Source organism: Flavobacterium supellecticarium (assembly GCF_004801375.1).
Taxonomy (GTDB): domain Bacteria; phylum Bacteroidota; class Bacteroidia; order Flavobacteriales; family Flavobacteriaceae; genus Flavobacterium; species Flavobacterium supellecticarium.
The window spans coordinates 97,259-122,242 of sequence record NZ_SSNZ01000004.1; the positions used below are offsets into that span (position 1 = coordinate 97,259).

The window sequence follows — 24,984 nt, forward strand, 5'->3', positions numbered from 1 at the left end:
TAGTAATCCCTAAATCGCTATACTATGATACATGATCACGAGCATATTCACCACGGATGCACCCATTGTGGTTGTAATAATCCGGTTTTAAAGATTCTGGAAAAAGAACTTTCTTCTTCGGAGATTATCACAAAATTATCGGAGAATAAAACCCCATTTACCGCTCATACGGAAGAATCGGTATTGTTTCACGGTGGTATAATCCGTCCTTTAATTGGCGGAAAAACACATACAGTAGAAGCTATCGGTTTCCACAAAGGGAAAGTCGTAGCTTCCGGTTCCCTGCTACACGTTACAGAGGCTATGATCAAAACGGGGCATCTTTTTAAAACCCGTAAACTGGACAAAGGTCACACCTTACTTCCGGGACTAATCGAACCACACGTTCATTTGGTACCCTCTGCTATATTGGGAAGCTGGTTGGATTTGAGCCCTTATAACGGTCAGTTTTTAAAGGATGGCTACAATATCCAATGGTTAAAAAAGCAGCTGGACGACTATCAAAAAGACCCTAAAAACAAAGAAAAACTGGATCAAAATAATTATTGGATTTTAGGTTGCAATCTTGATCCGGCCTTTATGCCTTTTGAAAAAAGTCAAACGCCGGGAACCTTAAACAAATTGGTTACGTTCGATTATCAATTTCTGGATAACATCGTACCGGATTATCCGGTATTTATCATGAGTGCCTCGATGCATACGGCCTATGTAAACTCGTTGACACTCCGTATTATTTTCGATCTTAATAAAAGTATACGCGATCAATACAAGACCTTCGAAAATTATCAGCAAACCACAAACGGACAATTACAGGAAACCGAAGAAATCGGACCGGCTTTAAAATGTATGCCGATTCGCCAGGTAGCTGAATTTGCTCTCGGTTCATTTAAACATTTAGAAGAATTGTTTGACACCGCTGTTCAACGTGGCGTTACGTTTATGTATGATGCCGGAATGACATCCGTACAAGAGCTTATCTTAAAATTATATCTGGATTTCCATCAAAAGAAAGTCCGTATTGGCGTAGCCCAAACCTGTTTAACATTGGATGATGCTAAAAAACTACCGACTTTTACGCCGATAAAAGAGTATAAAGATCTATATTCGGGTAGTGTTAAAATCATTTCCGACGGTTCGAATCAGGGATTAACCGGTTATCAGTCGAAACCGTATTGTTGCTATCCGGCCGACAATCTTGGGGTGTTTAATTTCCCGGAAGACAAAGACCATCCGCATCCGGATGAGCCGACGCAAACCTATCTTGACATTGTAAAAACGGTTGTAGCAGAAAAAGAATGGCCTTTAATGATCCACGCTAATGGAGATTTGGCTGTCAAATTTGCAATCGAAGTGTACGATGCCGCTTTTAAAGCCAAAAAAGTAGCAGACCGTCGTCATCGTATCGAGCACTGTTCTATTTTGGAACAGTCACAGATCCAGCAAATGAAAGATCTTGGTATCGTTCCGAGTTTCCTGATTGGACATGTAGGTTACTATGGTTATCCATTTAAGGAGGCCATCTTTGAAGAAAAAGTAGAAAAACTGGATTTGTGTCGTTCATCACTTGACGCCGGATTACGTATCTCCTTGCATACCGATTATTCGGTAAGTCCGATCGGACCGTTACGTATGATGGAACAAGCCATTACGCGTATGATGGAAGCCGCACCAGACGATTATCCGGACAAAGTATTAAACGAAAAAGAATGCCTTACTCCGGAACAGGCTTTACTTTCGGTAACCTATGATGCCGCATGGCAATGTCATGCCGAGCAGTGGACCGGTTCGTTACAGGATGGTTATTTCGCCGATTTCGTGATTCTGGAACAGGATCCGCTAACGATGAAAACGTACTATAAAGAACTGCGTAAGGTTCCGGTTCTGGAAACCTGGAAAGGTGGCGTACAAGTATATCAAAACACGGATATTGTCGTTCCCGAAACGGTATAACAATTTTAAAAAATGGAAAAGCAGGACTCTCATCCTGCTTTTTTATGTTTTATTGATTCTATTTTCTTTTTTTTCAACTCGAAAGACATATATAGTAACAATACAAGATGTATCATAAAAAGATAATAACCATATTTTATCTGATTGATATCTTCTAAAATTCCACTAAAATATAGTAGCAAAAATAACCCTACCGATAAAACAATATTGATCAATCCGAAAATAACCGATAGTGAATATCGCTCTTTAAACAACGAAAACGCTTGCATTCCGCAAAGCAATATCACCATTGTAAAGAAACTGTATTCAAGACGAAAACGACTCGTAACAGTATTAGTACTAAAAAAACTCATTTCATAACCATTGTAGGTCAATTCGCTTTTCTTTTTTAAAAAGGCTTCAATGGCTTGTTCTTTTAGCAGAAACAATTCATCGGACGACAAATGATGTTCCTTGTTTTCATTGATATTGATTCCTTGTTCAGACAATAAAGGAACCGTCTCCAAAGCAGGTCCTCCTTTTAAAAGTCTATTGTGAATAATATTCTTATCGGAGCAGGTTTGAAAAAAGGGTAACATAAGTAATACAAAACTCAACAATGAGATTTTTTTCGCAAGTGCCTTCATTATTTATTATTGTCCAAAAAGTTTAAACATACACACAATCAAGATTTAAACGACACCATTACCGCAACACTATATCCTTAACCAGATCCCGGCGCAATTCTTCGTTGATCATCTTAACGATCTTTTCTTTTCCATAGCTTAATTCTTCGCGTAATACAGCAGATGACAAGGCCACATAAAGCGTAGTACCTTTTAGCATGATTTCCGTCGTATAATTATTCACACCGTTACCCATCAGGTTTTTCCAGGCATCACGAACGTCGATTTTGTCCATTCCGGCTTGTAATTTATGATCCTGAATAAACTGCTTCAGTACATCGGATATCGGAGATTCTTCATTAAATCGTTTTGCCATGCTTTTATTTTATAGAAAATGAAGTCGCTTTTTTGTAGTGGTATTCCATATCGTGCTCGTTTTTAAGCACCAATTCTTCATCAGTTATCTTGATCAATTCTTCCTTCCATTTGGCGTAGGCCGTAGTATACTTCAGGTAAACATGGTCGTCTTGTTTGATCACAGCCACTTTTTCGTCCAGTTCGCTCACCAGATAGGTTCCATCCAGTTGCGGCATTACTTTTTTACGAAAACCTTTGTTGTCTTTGATTTCAAAATAATCGATAGTCGGATTGATCGAATACTCTTTACTACTTCCGTCGGGCATAATGGCTTTTTCAATTTCCCAATATCCGTTGATTTTGGCTAGCGCCGCATCATCGATTTTTTTATGACAAGCCGTAAAAGTAAGGCTTAACAGTACTACCGCAATTATTTTTTTCATGGCACAAACATTTTTACAAATTTACCTTTTAAAACGGGACAAACGAAACTTTAGAACAAAAAAACCAGTAGCTTTAAACCATTTAACAAACGCATAGTCCAAATAGAAATACGATCCCTTATGAAACGAATATTCCTCTCGTTAATAACCCTTTTAGCAATAGCCAGTTGCAGTTCCGAAAACGAAACTTCCAGCGGTTCCACTCCGGTAACACCTACGGAAAGCATGTATTTTCCACCGATTAGTTCCGGGACCACCACCTGGGAAACCCGCAGTATTTCCGATTTAGGCTGGAACAACAGTGCCGTACAACCTTTACTGGATTATCTGGAGCAAAAACACAGTAAGTCCTTTATCATCCTTGTAAATGGCAGGATTGTTATGGAAAATTATTTTAACGGTCATACCGCCAATAGTTATTGGTATTGGGCCAGTGCCGGAAAAACCTTAACCTCGACAATGACCGGGATTGCGCAACAGGAAGGCCTTCTCAACATCAACAACAAAGTTTCCGATTATCTTGGTAACGGATGGACGAGCGCTCCTTTAGCGAAGGAAAATTTGATCAAGTGTAAAAACCTATTGACGATGACTTCCGGGCTGGATGATGCCAGTAACGGCGATTGTGTCACACCAGCCTGTTTGACCTATCTGGCCGATGCCGGCTCCCGATGGGCATACGATAACGTTTATGTTAAACTTCAGGATGTAGTCGCTACTGTAGCACAAACGTCATTCTCTAATTATTTTAATAGTCGGCTACGGGATAAAATCGGAATGAATGGTATATGGACCAATACCTCCGACGGTTTAAGCGTTTATTCGAGTAATTCCAGAAGTATGGCGCGTTTCGGGTTGCTAATCCTAAACAAAGGAAAATGGGATAACCAGCAAATTCTAAACGAAAGCTACTGGAATGAAGCCACAACTACCTCGCAGAATATCAATCTGGCCTATGGTTATTTATGGTGGTTGAACGGAAAAACGAGTTATCATTTACCACAAAGTCAATATCAGTTTTCCGGTAGTATAATCCCTTCGGCACCATCGGATATGTATATGGCATTGGGTAAGAATGATCAGAAAATCTATATTATACCGAGTAAGAAAATGGTGATCATTCGTATGGGCGATGCCGCCGATAGCAGCAATATGGCTTTATCGGATTTTGACGAAGTACTCTGGCAAAAAATAAAGGCGTTATATGAATAACGCCTTTATTTTTATTTTTGTCTCGTCCTGAAATAAGTTGACACTAAATCGACTTTATTATGAAAGACAAAGAAAGCAAGGCTATTAAGCGTAGTCAAAAGGATTATAACATGGCTTTTAAATTAGCTGTAATTACCCGAGTTGAACAAGGTGAAATGACTTATAGGCAGGCTCAATCTATTTATGGAATCCAGGGAAGAAGTACTGTTTTGGTTTGGCTTCGAAAATATGGTAACTTAGATTGGAGTAAACCAAATCTGTTATTTATGTCTAAATCTAAAGAAACCCCGGCTCAAATTATTAAACGATTAGAGAAAGAACTGGCCGATGAGAAACTTCGAAATAAGATTCTCAATACGATGATCGACATTTCTGATAGTCAGTACGGGACTCAGATCCGAAAAAAGTTTTCTCCCAAACCATCTTCCGACTCCGGGAAGGAGCAGGAATAAGTTTGTCCAAAAGTTGCCGATTGTTTGGGATGAGTAGACAAGCTATATATCAGGAACAAAAAAGAATCTTCCATCGGGAATCTACCTTACTCAAAGTAAAGCATCTGGTTCTTTCTTTGCGATTGGAAATGCCACGTATAGGAACACGTAAACTATATTACCTACTTTCGAAGCAATTTGATCAACAGGGTGTAAAGATAGGTCGTGATGCTTTATTTGATTATCTAAGAAGGGAGAAGTTACTTGTTAAACCAATGAAGAGTTACACTAAAACCACCTATTCTAAACATTGGCTACACAAGTACGAAAATCTTTTGAAAGAATGTGAAATTAACCGTCCCGAACAGGTATACGTTAGTGATATTACTTATATCAAATCACATCAGAAAACGCATTATCTATCTTTAGTTACTGATGCTTATAGTAGAAAAATAATGGGATACAAACTCAGTGATGATATGAGTTCTGAAAATGTGGTACAGGCATTAAAAATGGCTGTACAGAATAGAAAATCAACATTACCACTGATACATCACTCCGATAGAGGATTACAATATTGTTCTAAAATTTATCAGGAAGTATTAGCTAAAAACGGTATTACGCCCTCTATGACCGACGGATATGATTGTTATCAGAATGCCTTAGCTGAGAAAATAAACGGAATTTTAAAAAACGAATTTTTGATTTATAAATGTAAAGACGGACAAACATTAGAAAAACTCATAAAAACAGCAATACAAACCTATAATAATAAAAGACCACATTTGAGTCTGAAAATGAAAACACCTAACTTTATACATCAAAAAAACCAGCCAGAAAACCTGACTGGTTAATATATTTTTATTCTAAAATATGTCAACCTATTTTAGGACGACTCATTTTTATTGAAGTACCTGATAATTGCTACCATCAGCAATACAAAACTTGTTAATCGCAATGCCAGAAAAATACCGGGAAACGGTTTTTCTAAAAAGATAGCCAGAATTCCCAAAACAACACTTATGATCACCATTTTTAACGGTGACAGGTTTTTAAAAAAAGCGATTAGGTAGTTCATTAGCTTTTATTTAAAAAAGGAATCTACAAATTCAAATTTATTGAAGACCTGAAGATCTTCGATGCCTTCTCCTACTCCGATATATTTTACCGGAATCTGGAACTGGTCGGAAATTCCAATCACCACACCACCTTTAGCCGTGCCGTCAAGTTTGGTCACTGCCAGACAGGAAACTTCTGTAGCTGCTGTAAACTGTTTGGCTTGCTCGAATGCATTTTGTCCGGTCGAACCATCCAACACCAATAATACGTCGTGTGGCGCATCTTCCTGTACTTTTTGCATGACGCGTTTTACTTTTGTAAGCTCATTCATTAAACCAACTTTATTGTGTAAACGGCCCGCTGTATCGATGATCACTACGTCAGCACCTTGAGAAACCGCCGATTGTAAGGTATCAAAAGCTACCGATGCCGGATCGCTTCCCATTTGTTGTCTAACGATAGGCACCCCAACACGGTCGGCCCAGATTTGAAGCTGGTCAATAGCTGCTGCACGAAATGTATCCGCTGCACCTAATACCACTTTATGTCCGGCTTTTTTAAACTGATAGGCCAGTTTACCGATAGTTGTTGTTTTTCCAACACCATTCACACCCACCACCATGATGACATACGGTTTTTTGTTGACCGGGATTTCAAATTCACTGGCTTCACCGGAATTGGTTTCCGATAACAGTCCTGCGATTTCTTCGCGTAGAATACCATTTAATTCGTCCGTGCCAAGATATTTGTCCCGTGATACACGGGCTTCAATTCTTTCGATAATTTTCAGGGTTGTATTCACCCCAACATCAGACGAAACCAGGATTTCTTCCAGGTTATCCAAAACCTCATCATCTACTTTTGATTTTCCGGCTACGGCTTTGGTCAGTTTAGAAAAGAACGATGTTTTCGTTTTTTCCAATCCTTTATCCAGGGTTTCTTTTTTCTCTGATGAAAATATTTTTTTAAAGAAATTCATTCGGTTATTTTACAATTAAATTACGATTCAGAAACGTAAATCAGATCGTTCTGAAAAAACGATCCTTCTTACAATTCTTACGACAAATATAAAAATAAAAAAGCTACTTCCATACGAAAGTAGCTTTTCTATAAATTGTATACTGGAATTATTTCTTTTTTAAGAATTCATCCACTTCTTCAGGAGACATTACAGACTCAACGAAAGTATAAGCACCTGTTTTAGGTGATTTTACCATCTTGATAGCCTTAGTTAATCTTTTTGAAGCTGTTTGTAAAGTTGCTACGGTTTTCTTTGCCATGACTTACGATTATTTAATTTCTTTATGAACAGTTACTCTCTTCAAAATTGGATTGAACTTTTTAATCTCTAATCTGTCTGGAGTATTTTTTTTGTTTTTAGTAGTAATGTATCTTGAAGTTCCTGGAACACCAGAAGTCTTATGCTCAGTACATTCTAAAATTACCTGAATTCTATTACCTTTCTTTGCCATCTTGATCTATATTATTTAGGTGGGATTATTTTACAAATCCGTTAGCTTTGGCTTGTTTCAAAACCGCAGCAATACCATTTTTATTAATTGTTTTTAAAGCAGCAGTAGATACTCGTAAAGTAACCCATCTGTCTTCTTCAGGAATGTAGAAACGTTTCTTAACTAAGTTAACGCTAAATTTTCTTTTGGTTTTATTCATAGCGTGAGAAACATTGTTTCCTACCATCGCTCTCTTACCTGTAAGTTCACAAACTCTTGACATTATACTTATCTTTATATTCGTTATTCAAAATCAGGGTGCAAAGTAACAAAAAAGAAACCTATTTCACAAACTATTTTGATTAGTTTTTTAAAATTTCTTTATAAATTTTTTCCAGAGCTTTGTTTACCGCCCTGTGTATAACCTTTTCGCGCGGTTGACCAAAGTTAAATTCTTCACTACAAATCCCTTCAGGAGTAGCAATCGCAATAAAAACCGTACCGACACCGGCATCAGAATCTCCTTTGGCCGGACCGGCATTTCCTGTAGTTGCAATCGCATAATCCACACCGAGTATTTTTTGCACACGGGATGCCATTTCTTCGGCCACTTCGGTACTTACAACCGAGTGCTTTTCAATAATCTCCGGTGGAATTCCCAGCAGGTTTATTTTAGTTTCGGTTGCATAGCTTACAATACTGCCTTTAAAATAGGCCGACGAACCCGGAACCGATGTAATCGTTGCCGCTACACTTCCCCCGGTACAACTTTCGGCTGTCCCGATAGTTAGTCCTTTTTCCGTTAGCAATTGTCCCAATACAACCTCCAACGTTTCCTCGTCGTCATAACCGACAATATCGTTTTTGATGATCAATTCGAGTTTTTCTACCTGAATTTTAATTTCCCGATGCAATACAAACTCATCGATCCCCATAGCCGAAAGACGCAGACGAACCCGTCCCGGACTTGGCAGATAGGCCAGTTTAATAAATTCCGGAAGTGCATTTTCCCAGCTTTCGATTCGTTCCGCCAGAAGACTCTCCCCAACGCCGTAGGTAAGAATTGTTTTATGAACGATATACGGCCTGTCGAAACGGGTGATCAACCTTGGAATCACTTCGTTTTCCATCAGGTATTTCATTTCATACGGAACGCCCGGTAGCGATATAAAAACGGTTCCGTTACGTTCCATCCACATTCCGGGTGCGGTTCCGACTTTATTAAAAAGCACAGTACTTTTGGACGGTACCAACGCCTGATCTTTATTGATCTGTGAAGCCGGTCGGTTAAACGCTTTTTCGATTATTTCCACCACATGAGCCAATACTGCTTCATTGACCACCAATTCGTCTTCGAAATAGTCACAAAGTGTCTTTTTGGTAATATCGTCTTTGGTTGGTCCTAAACCACCAGTAATAATCACCACATCGACTTTACTTTCCTGTTCCGAAAGCGTATCCAGAATATGCTGTCGATCGTCAGAAACGGATTGCATTTCATGCACTTTAATTCCGATTTTTTCGAGTGTTTTGGCAATAAAGGACGAATTGGTATCCACAATCTGACCGATAAGGATTTCGTCTCCGATGGTAATAATACTGGCTTTCATTTTTTTTAACTGTAAAAGAACAAAGGCAAACCATTTCGTTCTGGTTTGCCTTTTTCCGGACGATGCCTATAGATTATAGTCTTTTTTAATTTCTTTTAAAGTATTCTCAACATGTTCTTTTAAACTTTTGAATACTTCTTTTATTTCTTTCTTTTTTCCTTGTGATTTGGTCCACTCCATGATATGGAGGTTTTCGTCATAAGCCAGATCCATTCCCATCAGATCAAGCGTTGGCTTTATCTTATGGGAAGCACTGTAGGTTTTGTCAAAGTCTTTTTCTTCGATTCCTTCTTTTATGAGTCGGATTTCATTAGGAATTTCCGACACAAACAGTTGGATAATTTGTTGCGCAAACTCGGCATCATTATCCGAAATCTCGTAAACTTTAGATAAGTTATAATGTATTGCCATTATTTTACCTGTATTCTAAACAATTGTTTTCCTTCTATAAATCCTTCCAGCACATCATTCGGATTCACCTTAGCCACACCGGCCGGTGTACCTGTAAAAATAACATCCCCGGTTTTAAGTGTAAAATATTGGGATACATACGCAATCAATTCATCGATTTTCCAAAGCATATGACTTGTATTTCCCTTTTGCACCGTCTGACCGTTACTGGCTAATTCAAATGTAATATTTTCCAGTGAATTAAATTCAGTTTTTGATAAAAATTCACCGATAACCGCCGAGCCATCGAATGCTTTTGCTTTTTCCCACGGCAGTCCCTTTTCTTTTAACCGGGATTGCACATCGCGTGCCGTAAAATCAATTCCAAGTCCGATTTCGTCATAATATTTATGTGCGAATTTTGGTTCGATATACTTTCCGACTTTACTAATTTTTACAAGAATCTCCACTTCGTGATGTACATCATTTGAAAATTCAGGGATTACAAACGGGAATTGTTTTGGTAAAATGGCGGTATCCGGTTTTAGGAAAATCACCGGTTCGTCCGGGCGTTCATTTTGCAATTCTGCGATATGCTCGGTATAGTTTCTGCCAATACAGATAATCTTCATAAGTAGCGCTGCGTAGGTTTAACTTAATTTATTATTGAGTTTTCTCAACTTAATCCCGGTCAGTACTTTTTTGGTATACAACGGGAAATCGGCATTTTGAATCCAACCAAAATAACCCGGTTCTTTATCGAATACCTCATCGACCAACACCCCTTTGTGCTTTCCGAAGGTAAAGATTTCCTGTCCTTCTGCATTTAATGCGATAAAACCGGCAAAATCAACTGATTTTTTACGGGTTGTAAACTCCGAAAGTGTTTTCATATCGTTTTCCAATTCCGGATAGCGATCCAATTGCGCTTTTAAAATCTCGTACGTTGCCATCGTATCGGCTTCTGCGCTATGCGCATTATCCAATGTCTGACCGCAATAGAATTTATAGGCTGCGCTTAACGTCCGCTCTTCCATTTTATGAAAAATCGTTTGTACATCGACTGAAACTCTGTTTTTCATATCAAAATCTACTTCGGCGCGAAGCAATTCTTCTGCCAACAATGGAATATCAAAACGATCGGAATTAAAACCGGCCAGATCAGAATCCTTGATCATATTGTGAATCTGTGTCGACAACTGTTTAAACGTAGGTTCATTAGCTACTTTTTCATCCGAAATTCCGTGAATCGCAGTCGAATGCGGCGGAATAGGCATTTCCGGATTTACCAGCCAGGTTTTACTTTCTTTATTTCCGTTCGGATATACTTTAAATATCGATATTTCCACTATTCGGTCTTTTGCCACATCAATTCCAGTCGTCTCAAGGTCAAAAAAGCAAATAGGTCTGTTTAATTTAAGTTCCATTTTATTGATTTGAATAGCTACAAATATAACGGTTTTGGAATGACACCAAAAGTATTATAACAAAAAAGACCGGCTCCAAATAAATTTTTCCGGTCATTTATTTTACGCTTCGAACCTACGCAAGTTGGTCGTTTTGATATAAATTGTATCGCCTTATTTCTTTATTAATTTTTAAAATACTCCACTCCATTTTCACCCAGCAATCCTTTTTTACCGGCTTCGGTTGTCACTTCAAACAAACCAAATTGCCAATGCTTATTTACCGGAATGGCATTTAAGATTTTGATTTCCTTATATTTTGGTTTAATGGGCTTATAAATTGAATTTAAAACGAATAGCCCCTTTTTAGTATTCTTTTCAAGAATACAAATACCATCCCATCGTTCTTTTATAGCATCATATTCATAGTCCAACAGCACTTTGCCGGTTTCATCTATTACCCCATCTGACCGTTCTTTTTCATCAGAAATGTAGCATACCCATGATTCGATCGAAACATTTCGATTTTATCGTCACTTTTAAAAATGATTTTACCTTTATCCATAGCATACACCCCATATCCCTCCTTCATTTTTATAATGATCATATTATCTGAAACACTCACTATTTCACCATAAGTATTTTCTATTCTTTTATAATTATTTTGCTTTGCCTCCCGCTCACTTTCAGTCGTATGAATCGAACGAATAACAGGTGCGTTATACCACTCCGGTAGTTCCTTCGCAACAACCCTGTCATCGGTAAAATCGACTCCTTTTCCCTCCCAATAACTTTTTTCATCTTTGGCTATCCAGTAAAATTTGTCGTTATTTTCATCTTTATTTTGTTCCCAAGGCCAATCTATAACGCTATATTCAATTGGTATAACCCATTTTCCTTTTGAGTTGATCAATCCTTTTTTAGTCCCTTTTCTCACTTGATAACTTTCATTGGAAACAGACGAGACCTCATCATATTCAACAGGAATAAAAACATTAAAATCCCTGATAACTCCCATCTTATTATTCTTATACGCAAAAATATCATTTGAAAACCGGGATATACTTACTGAATCCAGATTTGCTTCCGCAAGCAGCTTTTTTTTACATTGATCAATAATTGAAATTTTTCCATTTTTTTTAATCACATATTTACCTTTAAAATCCGGTGGCGTTATCACAAAATCCACCATACCGACTGTAAAGGGTTTTACCTTTACCGCTCCCAAAGTATCACAAAGCCCCCAAAGATTGCCATCCCGATACGGCAACAACAATTCGTTCTTTTTCGTATTCTGAGAAAAGACAGCAGTAACACTCAATAAAAAAAGCAGATAAATTATTTTCATAAATAATAAAATTAGGTCCGCGAAATTACTGAAATATCAAATATGTTCTTAAAACCCTCAAACAGCAATTTTCATTCAATACATTCAAGAACCGATTCCTGTTTCATATTACCCATTTTTGCTATCCAAATAGTTCCCAATTACCCAAATCCGGGCTAAAAACCATAAAAAAAGCCCCGAAACTAAATTTCAGGGCTCTTATCTTATATTTTATCGCCATAGAAACAGGACGCTTTGACTAACCTTCGTCACGTCACTTTTCGCTTAATTTTTGAAATATTCTACTCCATTTTCACCCAGCAATCCTTTTTTACCATTCATTGTTGTCACTTCAAACATACCGAACTGCCAACTATCACTCACCGGAATGGCCTCTAAGATTTTGATTTCCTTATATTTTGGTTTAACGGGTTTATAAATTGAATTCAAAACAAATAGTCCTTTTTTATCCCCCTTTTTAAGAATACAAACATTTCCCCATCCCCTTTCAATAGCATCATATTCGTAATCCAGCAACACCTTGCCGGTTTCGTCTACCAACCCCATTTGTCCATTCTTTTTCATCAGGAAGGTCGTATATCCATTGTTCAACCCGCAAGCTTCGATAATATCGTCACCGGTCAAAATGATTTTATCCTGATCCACACTATATACACCATACCCTGTGCTCATTTTTACAATATACATATCGATAACGGCCGTATTAGTATTGATCGAATACGAAACTACTTCGCCGTATTTTTCCCCTATTCTTTTACTTCTGTTTTCTTCTTCCTCTGTTATCTGTATTTTCATTCCAATAACAGGTGGACTATACCATTCCGGTGTCTCTTCAACCAGAACTTTAGTGTCGGTAAAATTAACCTCTTCACCCTCGCCATCGCTATTTTCATTTTTAGCTATCCAGTAAAATTTGCTGCTATTTTCATCGCTATTTTCTGACCAGGACTCATATATAGTAGTATACGCAATAGGGATAATCAACTTTCCCTTCGAGTTAACTAATCCTTTTTTACCTTTCTTTTCAACGGTAAAACTTTCATTTTCAGCAAACTCCACATCATCATATTGAACAGGTATTAGCATTTTAAAATTCCGGAGAAGTCCTTTCTTATTATTTTTATACATGACAACAACCTTTGAAAAAAGATACATTTGTACCGAATCCAAATTCGTTTCAACCAGTAGTTTTTTCTGATGCTGATCAATAATTGAAATTTTTCCGTTTTTTTTAATAACATACCTCCCTTTAAAGCTCGGTGGTGTTGTTACAAAATCCGTCATCATACCGGTTGTAAAGGGCTTTACTTTCACCTTACCCAACGTATCGCAAAGCCCCCAAAGATTGCCATCCCGATACGGCACCAACAACTCGTTCTTTTTAGCATTCTGAGAAAAGGCAGTAGTAACACTCAATAAAAAAAGCAAATAAATTTTTTTCATAAATAATAAAATTAGGCCGATAAAACTACTGAAATATCTGACACAAATATAATATTAAAACCATTCTAATATCATTTTTTTTATCCAATTCACACCAAAACCGATTCCTGTTTTATACCTCACTTTTTTGCTCTCCGAATCGTTCTCAATTCCCTAAATCCGAGCAAAAAACAATAAAAAAGCCCCGAATAAATTTCGGGGCTTCTACTATAATTGGTTTTATTAAATATCTCTGTTGATATCCCATGCTTCCAGGTAATCGGCAACGCGTTTTACGAAGCTACCTCCTAACGCACCATCTACTACACGGTGGTCATAACTGTGTGACAAGAACATTTTCTGACGGATTCCGATAAAATCACCTGCCGGAGTTTCAATAACCGCCGGTACTTTTCGGATTGCACCCAATGCCAAGATACCTACTTGTGGCTGGTTAATGATTGGTGTACCGAAAACACTTCCAAAAGTTCCCACATTCGTTACCGTATAGGTTCCGCCTTGTGTATCGTCTGGTTTTAATTTACCTGCTTTTGCACGGTTTCCTAAATCGTTTACCGCTTTCGCCATTCCAACCAGATTTAACTGATCGGCATTTTTGATCACCGGAACAATAAGATTTCCATTTGGCAAGGCTGCAGCCATACCTAAGTTAATATTTTTCTTTTTGATGATATAGTCACCTTCTACCGAAATGTTCATTCCGGGGAAGTCACGTAACGCTTTAGCTACCGCTTCCATAAAGATTGGTGTAAACGTTAATTTTTCACCTTCCCGTTTTTCGAAAGCATTTTTAACTTTATCTCTCCATTTTACGATATTGGTTACATCCACTTCGATAAACGATTGTACGTGAGCCGAAGTTTGTTTGGACTGAACCATATAACCGGAGATCAGTTTACGCATTCTATCCATTTCAACGATTTCGTCGCCACCATTTACAGAAACCGGAACTGCTTTTGTTGCCGTTGCTACCGGTTGCGGAGCCGCTGCTTTAGGCGCTTCTACCGCTACAGGAGCCGCTACTGGTTGACTACCTCTGTTTTTAACATACTCGAGGATATCGTTTTTCGTAACGCGTCCGTCTTTTCCGGTACCGTTGATTGCTTCCAATTCAGCAACCGATACGCCTTCTTCTTTAGCGATATTTTTCACTAATGGTGAGAAAAACTTATCCGATCCGGAAAAATCAGCAGGAGCCGAAACTGCAGCCGCTACTTCCACGGTTTTCGCTACTTCAGCCACAACAGCAGGAGTTGCTTCCGCTTTTGGAGCTGCTACCGCACCACCTTCTGTTTCGATAATGGCTATTGTCTGACCAACTTTTACCACATCGTCTACATTAAAAAGGATTTCCGTTAATGTCCCGGAAACCTCCGATGGCACTTCACTATCTACCTTATCCGTAGCGATTTCCAAAACCGCTTCATCTGCTTCGATAGTCTCACCTACGTTTTTCAACCAGTTGGTTATCGTTGCCTCAGCAACACTTTCTCCCATTTTGGGCAGTTTTAATTCAAACCTTGCCATATCTTTAAACTAAAGTTGTTTTTCTTTATTTGCTTTGCAAAATTAGTATTTATTTCGATTTATTATTTCACAAAACGCAATTATTATTTAATTTTTACGACCTCACCCCGATCGTTACTACTGTCACTTCCGATCCAGAACACACTACCTTCCGGGATGATTCTATAGCGGAACTTTGCTGCTTTATTGCGTTCTAAAAAAGCAATAATTTCACGGAAACTAAAACTGTTATTATCCAATAGAACTTCAATTTGTTTCCCTTTTAAATCCGATTGCGAAAATAACGCATTTTCATTAATATTTTTATTCCAATAAAGCTTTTTTTGTAACTGCTTTGCTATTTTTTCCTTTAGCTCCATATCGTTAGAAAACAAGTAATAGGCTTCCGTTTCCATCGGTTTTTTTGCACCGGTCTGCTTTTTTTTAAACAATGCAAAAGCAAACGTTCCAATTTCCATAAATACGGTAAAGAAAAACGAGGCTTTAAAATGTTTCCGGTAAAAAAACTGCATCGCTTCCCGGAAACGCTTCATATAGGTGCCGTCTTTTACGGTGCTTTCTCCTTTATAATGAATCACCGTGGTTTCGTTAAAATAGTAATTGGACTTCCCTGTTTTCAGTACCAGATACGACAAATCAATATCATCGGAATACATAAAACAATTTTCATCAAATCCGCCAACTTCGAGATACAGTTCGCGTTTCAACACCATAAAAGCTCCGACAAGAATTGCCACCTTACCGGTCTGATTTTCATCCAGATGCTGTGCATAATACTGATTAAACAATCGTGTTTTCGGAAAAAATTTATACAGACTTGTAATTTTGGTAAAAGCCACCCAGGGTGTTGGTACGCCTCGTTTGGATTCTGGCAGAAAATTTCCGGTACCATCGATCAATTTACAACCGATAATCCCCGAATCGGTTTGTTTTTGTGCAAAAGCAAGCACTTTTTCAAACGTATCTTCGGCCACTACTGTATCCGGATTCAGGATACAAACATATTCTCCTTTTGCCTGAGCAACACCTATATTATTCCCTTTCGGAAATCCCAGATTCTCCTGATTTGCAATAAGCATAACCTCCGGAAAACGTTCGCGCATCATTGCACAACTATCATCCGCGGAAGCATTATCCACAACAATAATTTCAGCCTCAATATTTTGCAATGCTTTTTGTACACTCAAAACGCATTGTTCCAAAAAATAGCGGACGTTGTAATTCAGAATAATAACCGATAACTGCATGCTACAAATATAAACAGTAAAAGTTCAAAATGATCCGGTATAGCTATCCGGGAATATTTTTTTAACGTTTGCGTACCGCCACTCCATAAAAAACTTCCGAAGAATATACCTCAGGTTTTACATCGGTAAACAACAACCCTTTTTCTCTGGTTTGGTATACTTTTTTAATTCCGATAATCGCATCGGCGCACTTACTTTGCGCGCCTTTTTTCAATTTAATGATCAATTCTTTCTGTGATGTATCTATAGCCCCTTCCACCTGAATGAGTCCGATTTTCACATAGTCAAAATCAATTTTCTCACCTTCGAAAAACAAATCCACTTGTTCCGGCGGTGTTGTACAGGCTTCAATTGTCTCCGTTAATGGCGTAAATGTCTCACCTACATAGGTTCCGTAACTACACGAATGCAGTAGTAGCGATCCGCTTATAATGACAAAAAAATTCATCAATCGTAACTTCATTATTCTTTTTCTTTAAAAACGAGTCCAAAAGTAGTTCTTTTCTTATTTTATCATTCTAAAAATTTCACAAATCGAAAATTATAAATAAAGCTTACTTTTGCAAAAAAGTATTGTCGTGAATTACCTATCAGTAGAAAATATTTCCAAGTCGTTTGGAGAACGTGTTTTATTTGAAAACCTTTCCTTTGGAATCAACAAAGACCAGAAAATTGCTTTTGTGGCCAAAAACGGAACCGGAAAGACTTCAATCTTAAAAATCATTACCGGTGAAGACACGCCCGACAGCGGTCAGATCGTAATGCGGAAAGAAATCAAGATGGCTTTCTTATCACAGGAACCGAGTTTACAACAGGAACTAACGATTGAAGAAAGCATTTTCGCTTCTGACAATGAGATACTAAAGGTAATTGAACAATACGAAAAGGCACTTGAAAACCCGGAAGATGAGGAATCCTACCAGAAAGCTTTTGAAAAAATGGAGCTGCACAATGCCTGGGATTTTGAAACCCAGTATAAGCAAATCCTGTTTAAGCTAAAACTGGAAGACCTAAAACTTAAAGTCAAAAACCTTTCCGGAGGGCAAAAAAAACGTTTGGCACTTGCCATTATTCTGATCAACAAACCCGATTTATTGATTCTGGATGAGCCAACCAACCATTTGGATCTGGAAATGATCGAATGGCTTGAAAATTATTTTGCCAAAGAAAACATAACCCTGTTTATGGTCACACACGACCGTTTCTTTTTGGAACGCGTTTGTAACGAAATCATCGAACTGGACAACGGAAAATTATACCAATACAAAGGTAACTACTCCTATTATCTGGCGAAAAAAGAGGAACGAATTGCCTCCGAAAATGCCAGCATTGACAAAGCACAAAATCTTTTTGTAAAAGAACTCGACTGGATGCGTCGTCAACCCAAAGCCCGTACCACCAAATCCAAATCGAGAATCGACGACTTCTATTTGATCAAAGAAAAAGCCCAAAGCCGCCGTAAGGAAAACCAGGTCGAACTGGAAATCAATATGGAACGTATGGGAAGCAAGATTATCGAACTCCATAAAGTTTCCAAAAAATTCAACGACCGTGTGATTCTGGATGGTTTTGACTATACGTTTAACCGCGGAGAGCGCATCGGAATTATTGGGAAAAACGGAACCGGTAAATCGACTTTTTTAAACATACTAACCCAAACCATTCAACCGGACAACGGAAAAGTGGTTATTGGCGAAACGATAAAAGTGGGCTATTACACCCAAAGCGGTATCAATCCGAAACCGGAACAAAAGGTTATCGACATCATTAAAGAATACGGCGAATACATTCCACTAACCAAAGGGCGTACTATTTCGGCCGGACAATTACTGGAACGTTTCCTGTTTGACCGTAAAAAACAACACGATTACGTTGAAAAACTAAGTGGTGGCGAACTAAAACGTTTGTATTTATGTACCGTTTTAATTCAGAATCCAAACTTCCTGATTCTGGATGAACCTACAAACGATTTGGATATCGTAACACTAAACGTACTCGAAAACTTCCTGTTGGATTATCCGGGCTGTTTACTGGTGGTTTCGCACGACCGTTACTTTATGGACAAAATCGTGGATCACTTGTTTGTATTCCGCGGTCAGGGTGTGATCGAAGATTTCCCCGGAAACTATTCTGATTTCCGATCGTACGAAGATAGTGCCGAACCGGAAAAGGAAGAAGTCAAAGAAAAAGTCAACTGGAAACAAAACCAGGTAAAACAAGGATTATCCTTTAATGAGCAGAAAGAATTTCAGAAAGTAGAACGCGAAATCAAAGATCTGGAATACAAAAAAGCGGAAATCGAAAAACTTTTTTCTGACGGCAAAGTAGCCGACAATGACATTTCGGCAAAAGCCACCGAATTACAGCAAATCATCACGCAACTGGAGGAAAAAGAAGAACGCTGGTTTGAATTGAGCGCTAAAATGGAATCTTAAACCGCAATCCATGATCACATATCCAATTAAAGCCTATCTAAAATTCTTATGGCATTCCAAAAACCAGCATGGTGTCCATTCGCCTTTTGTGTTTCGTCTGGTTACCAAATGTTTTTACGATAAAAAAAGCAAACCGGAATATGCCACATTAGGGAATTACAGAAAAGCGCTTTTACAAAATACTTCCACGATTTCGGTAACCGATTTCGGAGCCGGATCCCGGGTTTTTAAATCCAACAACCGATCCGTTGCCCATATTGCGAAAAATGCCGGGATTTCAAAAAAAAGAGCCCGTTTGTTGTTCCGGTTAGTCCGTTATTTCCAACCGGAAAACATTTTAGAGATCGGCACTTCGCTCGGATTGGCCACTGCTTCGCTGGCTTCAGGAAACTCCAAAGCCAACATTACCACTATAGAAGGTTGTCCCGAAACGGCTCGTATCGCCCGCGAAAACATGACTACATTCGGGTATAACAACATCGATTCTGTTGTTTCCGAATTTCAGGCGTATCTGAATACCAGCACCAATCAGAATACAACCTACGATCTGATTTATTTTGACGGCAACCATCAAAAAGAAGCCACGCTACGGTATTTCGACACCTTACTTCCCACAATAACCAATGACACGCTTTGGATCTTCGACGACATCCATTGGTCGGCCGATATGGAAGAAGCCTGGCAAAAAATCAAAGAACATCCGCAGGTAACCGTTACAATCGACACCTTTCAATGGGGATTAGTTTTTTTCCGACGCGAACAGGAAAAAGAACATTTCATCATACGCGTTTGATCATTTCCTGTAACATTTCTAAAGTTTAGTGCACTTATAGGGTATTAAAAAAACCTTTTTAGTATTTTTAAAAACGAAAATCAACCATCGATATAAAGGCAATGGCTAAACCAATCATAGAAATAAAAGAAATTACGAGAGATTTCCCTTTGGGTAACGAAACCGTATATGTATTAAAAGGAATCGATTTAACGATCAACAAAGGGGAATATGTAGCCTTAATGGGGCCTTCCGGTTCCGGAAAATCTACCCTGATGAATATTTTAGGATGTTTAGACACCCCTACTGCCGGCGAATATATCCTAAACGGAAAAGACGTTAGCAAAATGGACGACGATGAACTGGCCGGAATCCGAAATAAAGAAATCGGATTCGTTTTCCAGACGTTTAACCTGTTACCGCGTACCACCGCATTAGACAATGTTGCCCTTCCAATGGTCTATGCCGGTTATTCCAAAAGTGAACGTATCGAACGGGCCACCGAAGTACTCAACCAGGTAGGTCTGGGCGATCGTATGGATCACAAACCAAACCAATTATCGGGTGGACAACGCCAGCGTGTAGCCGTAGCCCGCGCTCTGGTTAACCGTCCTTCAATTATTCTTGCCGATGAACCAACCGGTAACCTCGACAGTAAGACTTCCATAGAAATCATGAATCTTTTTAACGAGATCCATGCCAATGGAAATACCGTTATTCTGGTAACACACGAAGAAGATATCGCCGAACACGCACACCGCATCATCCGTTTGCGCGATGGTGTTATCGAAAGCGACAATAAAAACAAATAACCCCAACCCTGTTTCACAACCGTGAGCAAATAATTGCAGTATTATGAAAGTATATACCAAAACCGGCGACAAAGGAACCACTGCCCTTTTTGGCGGAACCCGCGTCCCGAAACACCATATCCGTATTGAAAGCTACGGAACCGTAGACGAATTAAATTCTCATATCGGACTAATCCGCGATCAGGAAATGAATACACTCTATAAAAATGTATTAATTGAAGTACAGGATCGGCTGTTTACATTGGGTGCTATCCTGGCCACGCCGCCGGAAAAAGAAGTTTTAAAAAACGGCCAGCAGCGACTAAACATCAATCGCATTTCGCCGGAAGACATTGCCTATCTCGAAAATGAGATCGACCAGATGGATACAAGCTTACCGCCAATGACACATTTCGTATTGCCCGGAGGCCACACCACCGTGTCATATTGTCATATTGCACGCTGTGTTTGTCGTCGTGCCGAGCGTTTAGCGACACATTTACATGAACTGGAACCTGTCGACCCATTGGTTTTAACCTATTTGAACCGACTTTCTGACTACCTTTTTGTCTTGGCACGAAAGTTGTCATTTGACCTGCAAGCCGATGAAGTAAAGTGGATTCCACGGAAATCGTAAATCGGTCGTTTGGAATTGCACCAGCGAATAGCTCCGGAAATCCGGCAAAAACAGCTTATTTGACCGGATTTCAGACACACGTTCTTAACTTTTTTTAAAATAAACAAAATTTTACTTGACTATTTCAGTAGAAAATTTATTTTTGCATAAAACTATAAATCGATAACAAGATGTATTGGACATTAGAATTAGCATCCTATTTGAGCGATGCGCCGTGGCCAGCCACAAAAGACGAACTTATCGACTACGCTATTAGAACTGGTGCGCCATTGGAAGTGGTTGAAAACCTGCAATCGATAGAAGACGAAGGAGAGATTTATGAATCCATGGAAGAGATTTGGCCCGATTATCCAACCGACGAAGATTATCTTTGGAACGAGGATGAATACTAAAAAATAAAAAGCAATGAAAAGTCTCCTTATGAGGCTTTTTTTTTGCTTAAATTTGCACACTTTTATTAGAAAACTAAAAATTATGAGTTTCATAAACAGCATATTAAAAGCTTTTGTAGGAGACAAGTCTCAAAAAGACGTAAAAGCAATCCAACCCCTTATCAATAAAATCAAGTCATTTGAAGGGCCACTAGCGGCATTATCAAATGATGAGTTACGGGAGAAAACAGTCTATTTTAAAGACATCATCAAAAAAGCCCGCGCTGAAAAAGACGCGAAAATTGAGGCTTTAAAACAGGAAGTTGAACAAACGGAAGATATTGATAAAAGAGAAGATCTATACGCTTCGATTGATGCTATAGAAAAAGAAGCTTACGACCTTACTGAGAAAGCCTTATTGGACATTCTACCGGAAGCCTTTGCTGTTGTAAAAGAAACCGCACGTCGTTTTAAAGAAAACACACATATCACGGTAACCGCTACTCCAAAAGACCGCGAGTTATCGGCTACCAAACCGTATATCGTAATTGAAGGCGATAATTCCGTTTGGGCCAATTCCTGGAATGCTGCCGGAAAAGAAATTACCTGGGATATGATCCACTACGACGTACAGTTGATTGGTGGTGTGGTATTACACCAGGGGAAAATTGCCGAAATGCAAACGGGTGAAGGTAAAACATTAGTAGCAACCTTACCAATTTACCTGAATGCCTTAACCGGAAACGGTGTACATCTGGTAACGGTGAACGACTACCTTGCCAAACGTGATAGCTCGTGGAAAGCACCTTTATTCGAATTCCACGGATTAACGGTTGACTGTATCGACAATCACCAGCCCAATACAGAAGGACGTAGAAAAGCATACGAAGCCGACATTACTTACGGTACGAATAACGAATTTGGTTTTGACTACCTAAGAGATAACATGGCACATTCGCCGGCAGAACTGGTACAACGCAAACACAATTATGCGATTGTCGATGAGGTGGATTCCGTTTTAGTGGATGACGCCCGTACGCCGTTGATCATTTCCGGTCCGGTTCCACAAGGTGACCGTCACGAATTCAACGAATTAAAACCGAAAGTAGAAAATCTATACAATCTTCAGCGTCAATTGGCAAACGGATTCCTGACCGAAGCGAAACGTTTGCTAAAAGAAGGAAACACCAAAGACGGAGGATTCCAGTTATTACGCGCACACCGTGCCTTACCTAAAAACAAAGCTTTAATTAAATTCCTGAGTGAAGAAGGTGTAAAACAAATTCTTCAGAAAACGGAAAACCACTATATGGCCGACAACAACCGTGAGATGCCAAAAGTGGACGAAGCTTTGTACTTTGTAATCGAAGAAAAAAACAACCAGGTAGAATTGACCGATAACGGTATCAAATTCCTATCCAAAGATACGGATGATACGTTTTTTATCTTACCGGATATCGGAACCGAAATCGCCGCAATCGAAAAACAACATCTTTCAAAAGAAGAAGAAGCTGAAGCCAAAGAAAGATTATTCCAGGACTTCGGAGTAAAAAGCGAGCGTATTCACACGTTAACACAGCTTTTAAAAGCCTATACGTTATTCGAAAAAGATACGGAGTACGTTATCATGGATAACAAAATCCTTATCGTCGACGAGCAAACTGGTCGTATCATGGACGGACGTCGTTATTCCGATGGTTTACACCAGGCGATCGAAGCCAAAGAAAACGTAAAAATTGAAGCAGCTACACAAACCTTTGCTACAATTACGTTACAGAACTACTTCAGAATGTACAGCAAATTATCGGGTATGACCGGTACTGCGGTTACTGAAGCTGGTGAGTTCTGGGAAATTTACAAATTGGACGTAGTGGAAATTCCAACCAACAGAGGAATTGCCCGAAAAGATAAAGAAGATTTAATCTACAGAACGGTACGTGAAAAATTCAACGCCGTGATCGAAGATGTTGTTCAGTTATCCGAAGCCGGAAGACCGGTATTAATCGGTACAACATCGGTAGAAATCTCCGAGTTATTAAGCCGAATGTTAAAAATGCGTGGTGTAAATCACAACGTATTGAACGCGAAATTACACAAACAGGAAGCACAAATCGTTGCCGAAGCCGGTAAACCGGGCGTGGTAACCATCGCAACCAACATGGCCGGTCGTGGAACCGACATTAAATTAACAGACGAAGTAAAAGCAGCCGGAGGTTTAGCGATCATCGGTACCGAGCGTCACGATTCCCGTCGTGTTGACCGTCAGTTACGAGGTCGTGCCGGACGTCAGGGAGATCCGGGAAGTTCCCAGTTCTATGTATCATTGGAAGACAACCTGATGCGTTTGTTCGGATCGGAACGAGTAGCCAAAATTATGGACCGTATGGGGCTAAAAGAAGGCGAAGTGATCCAACACTCAATGATGACCAAATCGATCGAAAGAGCACAGAAAAAAGTAGAAGAAAACAACTTCGGTGTTCGTAAACGTTTGTTGGAATATGACGACGTAATGAACGCACAACGTGAGGTAGTTTACAAACGTAGAAAACACGCGCTACACGGAGAACGTCTAAAAGTGGATTTAGCCAATATGATGTACGACGTTTGCGAATTGGTAGTAGAACACAACAAACCATCCGGAGATTTTAAAAACTTCGAATTCGAATTGATTCGTTATTTCGCTATCAGTGGTGCGGTTTCAGAAAGTGATTTCACTCGTTTATCCGATCGTGAATTAGTTGGAAAATTATACAAAGCTGTATTACAACACTACACGGAAAAATCCGAAAGAAGTGCCAAAGAAGCTTTCCCGGTAATTAAAAACGTATTCGAAAACAACAACGGACAATTCGAGCGTATCGTGGTTCCGTTTACAGACGGTATCAAATCGTTAAATGTTTTCACCGACTTACAAAAAGCCTACGAAACAGAAGGAAAATCTTTACTGGCTGATTTCGAAAAGAACATTACGCTGGCAATCGTAGACGAAGCCTGGAAAAAACATTTACGTAAAATGGACGAATTAAAACAATCCGTTCAGTTAGCCGTACACGAACAAAAAGATCCGTTGCTTATCTATAAATTCGAAGCATTCAACCTGTTTAAAAACATGTTGGACAACGTAAACAAAGAAGTGATTTCGTTCTTATTTAAAGGGGATCTTCCATCACAAAACCCGAACAACATTCACGAAGCAGAAGAAGTTCCGGTACAACAGGAAGAATACACCATTTCAAAAGAAGAGGTATTAAACTCGGAAGAAATTGCCGAGCGTAACCACCAGGCTGCGATGCAACAACAAGCACAACAGCAACCGGTAACGGAAACAATCGTACGCGATGCTCCGAAGATTAACCGTAACGACAACGTGACGATCAAACACGTAATGTCCGGTAAATCCGAAACCATGAAATTTAAAAAAGCCGAAGCATTATTAGCATCAGGCGAATGGGTTATCGTTAACGAATAACATAATCCTCACAAATACTAAAAATCCCGC

The 24,984-nt window shown here is 39.0% G+C and carries 27 protein-coding genes; 9 read left to right on the plus strand and 18 right to left on the minus strand.

What is annotated here, in order from left to right:
- Nucleotides 1-24: 24 nt before the first annotated feature.
- Entirely contained in the window at nt 25-1,950 is a 1,926-nt protein-coding gene (locus E6C50_RS11020) for an amidohydrolase (RefSeq protein ID WP_136403287.1), read from the plus strand.
- Between the two features lie 29 nt (nt 1,951-1,979).
- On the opposite strand, the gene E6C50_RS11025 is transcribed toward E6C50_RS11020, so the two are convergent.
- Genes E6C50_RS11025 through E6C50_RS11035 form a run of 3 tightly spaced genes read right to left on the minus strand, consistent with a single transcriptional unit; the run spans nt 1,980 to nt 3,355 of the window.
- Complete coding sequence (locus E6C50_RS11025; RefSeq protein WP_136403288.1) at nt 1,980-2,576, minus strand: hypothetical protein; 597 nt, start codon at nt 2,574-2,576, stop codon at nt 1,980-1,982.
- A 58-nt stretch (nt 2,577-2,634) separates the two neighbouring features.
- Nucleotides 2,635-2,931: a DUF721 domain-containing protein gene (locus E6C50_RS11030; RefSeq protein ID WP_136403289.1), complete on the minus strand. Its 297-nt coding sequence runs from the start codon at nt 2,929-2,931 to the stop codon at nt 2,635-2,637.
- Nucleotides 2,932-2,935: 4 nt separating this feature from the next.
- On the minus strand, nt 2,936-3,355 hold the full coding sequence (locus E6C50_RS11035; protein WP_136403290.1) for a lipocalin-like domain-containing protein: 420 nt from the start codon (nt 3,353-3,355) through the stop codon (nt 2,936-2,938).
- A gap of 120 nt (nt 3,356-3,475) precedes the next feature.
- Here E6C50_RS11035 and E6C50_RS11040 point away from each other — a divergent pair, with 120 nt between their 5' ends.
- Both E6C50_RS11040 and E6C50_RS11045 read left to right on the plus strand, forming a co-directional pair.
- Complete coding sequence (locus E6C50_RS11040; protein ID WP_136403291.1) at nt 3,476-4,567, plus strand: serine hydrolase domain-containing protein; 1,092 nt, start codon at nt 3,476-3,478, stop codon at nt 4,565-4,567.
- A 59-nt stretch (nt 4,568-4,626) separates the two neighbouring features.
- Nucleotides 4,627-5,852, plus strand: a protein-coding gene (locus E6C50_RS11045; protein WP_211089538.1) for an IS3 family transposase whose coding sequence is annotated in 2 segments (ribosomal slippage) — nt 4,627-4,966 and nt 4,966-5,852 — 1,227 coding nt in all. Because the reading frame shifts where the segments join, the coding sequence is not laid out codon by codon here.
- Nucleotides 5,853-5,884: 32 nt separating this feature from the next.
- Here E6C50_RS11045 and E6C50_RS11050 read toward each other — a convergent pair.
- From E6C50_RS11050 to E6C50_RS11120, 15 genes are all read right to left on the minus strand, one after another.
- Nucleotides 5,885-6,076 (minus strand): hypothetical protein, encoded by a 192-nt coding sequence (locus E6C50_RS11050; RefSeq protein WP_136403292.1) that lies wholly within the window; start codon nt 6,074-6,076, stop codon nt 5,885-5,887.
- Between the two features lie 6 nt (nt 6,077-6,082).
- A complete protein-coding gene (gene ftsY / locus E6C50_RS11055) occupies nt 6,083-7,036 on the minus strand; it encodes a signal recognition particle-docking protein FtsY (RefSeq protein ID WP_136403293.1) in 954 nt (317 codons plus the stop codon).
- 148 nt (nt 7,037-7,184) lie between these two features.
- Nucleotides 7,185-7,337: a DUF4295 domain-containing protein gene (locus E6C50_RS11060; protein WP_091308981.1), complete on the minus strand. Its 153-nt coding sequence runs from the start codon at nt 7,335-7,337 to the stop codon at nt 7,185-7,187.
- 9 nt (nt 7,338-7,346) lie between these two features.
- A complete protein-coding gene (rpmG, locus tag E6C50_RS11065) occupies nt 7,347-7,529 on the minus strand; it encodes a 50S ribosomal protein L33 (protein WP_008253902.1) in 183 nt (60 codons plus the stop codon).
- Nucleotides 7,530-7,554: 25 nt separating this feature from the next.
- Entirely contained in the window at nt 7,555-7,791 is a 237-nt protein-coding gene (gene rpmB, locus E6C50_RS11070) for a 50S ribosomal protein L28 (RefSeq protein WP_136403294.1), read from the minus strand.
- Nucleotides 7,792-7,870: 79 nt separating this feature from the next.
- On the minus strand, nt 7,871-9,118 hold the full coding sequence (locus E6C50_RS11075) for a competence/damage-inducible protein A (protein WP_136403295.1): 1,248 nt from the start codon (nt 9,116-9,118) through the stop codon (nt 7,871-7,873).
- Nucleotides 9,119-9,184: 66 nt separating this feature from the next.
- Nucleotides 9,185-9,529, minus strand: coding sequence for an Hpt domain-containing protein (locus E6C50_RS11080; protein WP_136403296.1), 345 nt, complete (start codon nt 9,527-9,529; stop codon nt 9,185-9,187).
- The gene (locus E6C50_RS11085; RefSeq protein ID WP_136403297.1) at nt 9,529-10,140 is read right to left on the minus strand and encodes a fumarylacetoacetate hydrolase family protein; all 612 of its coding nucleotides are present in this window, start codon (nt 10,138-10,140) and stop codon (nt 9,529-9,531) included. The genes E6C50_RS11080 and E6C50_RS11085 overlap by 1 nt, the downstream gene beginning before the upstream one ends.
- Before the next feature lie 18 nt (nt 10,141-10,158).
- Complete coding sequence (locus E6C50_RS11090; RefSeq protein WP_136403298.1) at nt 10,159-10,935, minus strand: 3'-5' exonuclease; 777 nt, start codon at nt 10,933-10,935, stop codon at nt 10,159-10,161.
- Nucleotides 10,936-11,099: 164 nt separating this feature from the next.
- Nucleotides 11,100-11,354 (minus strand): hypothetical protein, encoded by a 255-nt coding sequence (locus E6C50_RS11095; protein ID WP_136403299.1) that lies wholly within the window; start codon nt 11,352-11,354, stop codon nt 11,100-11,102.
- Between the two features lie 17 nt (nt 11,355-11,371).
- Complete coding sequence (locus tag E6C50_RS11100; RefSeq protein WP_136403300.1) at nt 11,372-12,262, minus strand: WG repeat-containing protein; 891 nt, start codon at nt 12,260-12,262, stop codon at nt 11,372-11,374.
- A 264-nt stretch (nt 12,263-12,526) separates the two neighbouring features.
- Complete coding sequence (locus E6C50_RS11105) at nt 12,527-13,705, minus strand: WG repeat-containing protein (protein ID WP_136403301.1); 1,179 nt, start codon at nt 13,703-13,705, stop codon at nt 12,527-12,529.
- A gap of 222 nt (nt 13,706-13,927) precedes the next feature.
- The gene (locus tag E6C50_RS11110) at nt 13,928-15,232 is read right to left on the minus strand and encodes a dihydrolipoamide acetyltransferase family protein (protein WP_136403302.1); all 1,305 of its coding nucleotides are present in this window, start codon (nt 15,230-15,232) and stop codon (nt 13,928-13,930) included.
- Between the two features lie 83 nt (nt 15,233-15,315).
- The gene (locus E6C50_RS11115; RefSeq protein ID WP_136403303.1) at nt 15,316-16,479 is read right to left on the minus strand and encodes a glycosyltransferase family 2 protein; all 1,164 of its coding nucleotides are present in this window, start codon (nt 16,477-16,479) and stop codon (nt 15,316-15,318) included.
- A 61-nt stretch (nt 16,480-16,540) separates the two neighbouring features.
- Entirely contained in the window at nt 16,541-16,942 is a 402-nt protein-coding gene (locus E6C50_RS11120) for a hypothetical protein (RefSeq protein ID WP_136403304.1), read from the minus strand.
- Nucleotides 16,943-17,057: 115 nt separating this feature from the next.
- Here E6C50_RS11120 and E6C50_RS11125 point away from each other — a divergent pair, with 115 nt between their 5' ends.
- From E6C50_RS11125 to secA, 6 genes are all read left to right on the plus strand, one after another.
- A complete protein-coding gene (locus tag E6C50_RS11125) occupies nt 17,058-18,914 on the plus strand; it encodes an ABC-F family ATP-binding cassette domain-containing protein (protein WP_136403305.1) in 1,857 nt (618 codons plus the stop codon).
- Between the two features lie 10 nt (nt 18,915-18,924).
- Complete coding sequence (locus tag E6C50_RS11130) at nt 18,925-19,707, plus strand: O-methyltransferase (RefSeq protein ID WP_136403306.1); 783 nt, start codon at nt 18,925-18,927, stop codon at nt 19,705-19,707.
- Nucleotides 19,708-19,808: 101 nt separating this feature from the next.
- Nucleotides 19,809-20,498 carry an ABC transporter ATP-binding protein gene (locus E6C50_RS11135; RefSeq protein ID WP_136403307.1) on the plus strand — a complete coding sequence of 230 codons (690 nt, stop codon included), beginning with the start codon at nt 19,809-19,811 and terminating at the stop codon, nt 20,496-20,498.
- 43 nt (nt 20,499-20,541) lie between these two features.
- Complete coding sequence (locus tag E6C50_RS11140; RefSeq protein ID WP_136403308.1) at nt 20,542-21,114, plus strand: cob(I)yrinic acid a,c-diamide adenosyltransferase; 573 nt, start codon at nt 20,542-20,544, stop codon at nt 21,112-21,114.
- Nucleotides 21,115-21,284: 170 nt separating this feature from the next.
- Nucleotides 21,285-21,506, plus strand: a complete 222-nt coding sequence (locus E6C50_RS11145; RefSeq protein ID WP_002986941.1) for a DUF2795 domain-containing protein — start codon at nt 21,285-21,287, stop codon at nt 21,504-21,506.
- An 82-nt stretch (nt 21,507-21,588) separates the two neighbouring features.
- On the plus strand, nt 21,589-24,954 hold the full coding sequence (secA, locus tag E6C50_RS11150) for a preprotein translocase subunit SecA (RefSeq protein ID WP_136403309.1): 3,366 nt from the start codon (nt 21,589-21,591) through the stop codon (nt 24,952-24,954).
- Nucleotides 24,955-24,984: the final 30 nt, after the last annotated feature.

What these genes read in the sequence shown, in the direction of transcription:
- E6C50_RS11040 (WP_136403291.1), top strand. Translation starts at nt 3,476, where the DNA reads ATGAAACGAATATTCCTCTCGTTAATAACCCTTTTAGCAATAGCCAGT.
- ftsY (WP_136403293.1), bottom strand. Translation starts at nt 7,036, where the DNA reads ATGAATTTCTTTAAAAAAATATTTTCATCAGAGAAAAAAGAAACCCTG.
- E6C50_RS11145 (WP_002986941.1), top strand. Translation starts at nt 21,285, where the DNA reads ATGTATTGGACATTAGAATTAGCATCCTATTTGAGCGATGCGCCGTGG.
- E6C50_RS11120 (WP_136403304.1), bottom strand. Translation starts at nt 16,942, where the DNA reads ATGAAGTTACGATTGATGAATTTTTTTGTCATTATAAGCGGATCGCTA.
- E6C50_RS11035 (WP_136403290.1), bottom strand. Translation starts at nt 3,355, where the DNA reads ATGAAAAAAATAATTGCGGTAGTACTGTTAAGCCTTACTTTTACGGCT.
- rpmG (WP_008253902.1), bottom strand. Translation starts at nt 7,529, where the DNA reads ATGGCAAAGAAAGGTAATAGAATTCAGGTAATTTTAGAATGTACTGAG.
- E6C50_RS11020 (WP_136403287.1), top strand. Translation starts at nt 25, where the DNA reads ATGATACATGATCACGAGCATATTCACCACGGATGCACCCATTGTGGT.
- E6C50_RS11085 (WP_136403297.1), bottom strand. Translation starts at nt 10,140, where the DNA reads ATGAAGATTATCTGTATTGGCAGAAACTATACCGAGCATATCGCAGAA.
- E6C50_RS11105 (WP_136403301.1), bottom strand. Translation starts at nt 13,705, where the DNA reads ATGAAAAAAATTTATTTGCTTTTTTTATTGAGTGTTACTACTGCCTTT.
- rpmB (WP_136403294.1), bottom strand. Translation starts at nt 7,791, where the DNA reads ATGTCAAGAGTTTGTGAACTTACAGGTAAGAGAGCGATGGTAGGAAAC.
- E6C50_RS11030 (WP_136403289.1), bottom strand. Translation starts at nt 2,931, where the DNA reads ATGGCAAAACGATTTAATGAAGAATCTCCGATATCCGATGTACTGAAG.
- E6C50_RS11140 (WP_136403308.1), top strand. Translation starts at nt 20,542, where the DNA reads ATGAAAGTATATACCAAAACCGGCGACAAAGGAACCACTGCCCTTTTT.
- E6C50_RS11100 (WP_136403300.1), bottom strand. Translation starts at nt 12,262, where the DNA reads ATGAAAATAATTTATCTGCTTTTTTTATTGAGTGTTACTGCTGTCTTT.
- secA (WP_136403309.1), top strand. Translation starts at nt 21,589, where the DNA reads ATGAGTTTCATAAACAGCATATTAAAAGCTTTTGTAGGAGACAAGTCT.
- E6C50_RS11080 (WP_136403296.1), bottom strand. Translation starts at nt 9,529, where the DNA reads ATGGCAATACATTATAACTTATCTAAAGTTTACGAGATTTCGGATAAT.
- E6C50_RS11130 (WP_136403306.1), top strand. Translation starts at nt 18,925, where the DNA reads ATGATCACATATCCAATTAAAGCCTATCTAAAATTCTTATGGCATTCC.
- E6C50_RS11075 (WP_136403295.1), bottom strand. Translation starts at nt 9,118, where the DNA reads ATGAAAGCCAGTATTATTACCATCGGAGACGAAATCCTTATCGGTCAG.
- E6C50_RS11115 (WP_136403303.1), bottom strand. Translation starts at nt 16,479, where the DNA reads ATGCAGTTATCGGTTATTATTCTGAATTACAACGTCCGCTATTTTTTG.
- E6C50_RS11110 (WP_136403302.1), bottom strand. Translation starts at nt 15,232, where the DNA reads ATGGCAAGGTTTGAATTAAAACTGCCCAAAATGGGAGAAAGTGTTGCT.
- E6C50_RS11025 (WP_136403288.1), bottom strand. Translation starts at nt 2,576, where the DNA reads ATGAAGGCACTTGCGAAAAAAATCTCATTGTTGAGTTTTGTATTACTT.
- E6C50_RS11050 (WP_136403292.1), bottom strand. Translation starts at nt 6,076, where the DNA reads ATGAACTACCTAATCGCTTTTTTTAAAAACCTGTCACCGTTAAAAATG.
- E6C50_RS11135 (WP_136403307.1), top strand. Translation starts at nt 19,809, where the DNA reads ATGGCTAAACCAATCATAGAAATAAAAGAAATTACGAGAGATTTCCCT.
- E6C50_RS11060 (WP_091308981.1), bottom strand. Translation starts at nt 7,337, where the DNA reads ATGGCAAAGAAAACCGTAGCAACTTTACAAACAGCTTCAAAAAGATTA.
- E6C50_RS11090 (WP_136403298.1), bottom strand. Translation starts at nt 10,935, where the DNA reads ATGGAACTTAAATTAAACAGACCTATTTGCTTTTTTGACCTTGAGACG.